At 64.0% G+C, this 1,070-nt stretch carries 2 protein-coding genes; both read right to left on the bottom strand.

Features of this window, described 5'->3' with window-relative positions; translation table 11 throughout:
* On the bottom strand, positions 1–558 hold a 558-nt coding region (locus ENZ74_RS32705; RefSeq protein WP_127313331.1), incomplete at its 3' end, for a biotin--[acetyl-CoA-carboxylase] ligase.
* Positions 559–563: 5 nt separating this feature from the next.
* A partial coding sequence (locus tag ENZ74_RS32700; RefSeq protein ID WP_281059760.1) for a proton-conducting transporter membrane subunit occupies positions 564–1,070 on the bottom strand: 507 nt, incomplete at its 5' end.

Raw genomic sequence — 1,070 nt, 5'->3', positions numbered from 1 at the left:
GAACAGTGTTTCCGCATCGCATGCCGCGCCCAGCGCGCGCAAGGAAGTTGCGGGATACGGCAAATCCTCAGGGTATGCCACCACATTGACGCCGATGCCGACCGCCACTCCGAAACGGCCGCCCTCGAGGATTGCCGATTCCAGCAGGATGCCGGCCAGCTTGGCGCCGGAGGCAAGCACGTCGTTCGGCCATTTCAGCTCGAAACGGTTTTTTCCTTCGCTGCCACCGTCGAGGCCAATGGCGATCCGGCCCTTCGGCACCACGGCATCGAGTGCATCGGCCAGCGCCAGTCCTGCGACGAAGCCCAATGTCGCGGCAAGGCGAAGCTCTGCCTTGGTGATGACGAGCAGCGTCGCCGCCAGGTTGCCTTCCGGGGTCGCCCAGACGCGGCCGCGCCGGCCACGCCCGCTTTCCTGCTTCTTGGAAACGACCCACAATTTGCCGGCGTCGCCTGCCCTTGCGTGGTCCAGTGCCAGCGCATTGGTGGAGCCGACGCTCTCATGCGCCTCGAGCCGGAACCCTTCCGACGCCGAGGTTGGAGCCAGCCGAAATGCCATGCCGTCTAGAAAAACGTCTTGGCGGCGGCTTCGGCATAGGTGCCGATCGGCCCACCGATCAACACGTAGAACAGCACGAAGGCGCCGGAGACGCCGAGCACGACACGCAATTCCGTCGCCATCGGCACGAAGCCGCCGACCGGTTCGTCGAACCACATGATCTTGATGATGCGCAAATAGTAATAGGCGCCCACCACCGAGGCCAGCACGCCGATGATCGCCAGCGCGTAGAGATTGGCGTTGATGGCGGCGAGGAAGACGTACCATTTCCCCCAGAAGCCGGCGAGCGGTGGAATGCCGGCGAGTGAGAACATCAGGATGGTCAGGATCGTCGCCATGACCGGATTGGTCGACGACAGGCCGGCCAGGTCGCTGATCTGCTCGACATTGCCTTCCTTGCGCCGCATGGCGAGGATGAAGGCGAAGGTGCCGAGCGTCATCACCAGATAGATCAGCATGTAGATGGCAACGCCGCGCACGCCGGCCTGGCTGTTGGCGGCAAGGCCGACCAG

Origin of the sequence: Mesorhizobium sp. M7A.F.Ca.CA.002.15.2.1, assembly GCF_003998715.1 — a bacterium.
Lineage (GTDB): Bacteria > Pseudomonadota > Alphaproteobacteria > Rhizobiales > Rhizobiaceae > Mesorhizobium > Mesorhizobium ciceri.
The sequence above is the reverse complement of the archived record's forward strand: the minus strand, read 5'-3'. Positions and strand labels throughout refer to the sequence as shown.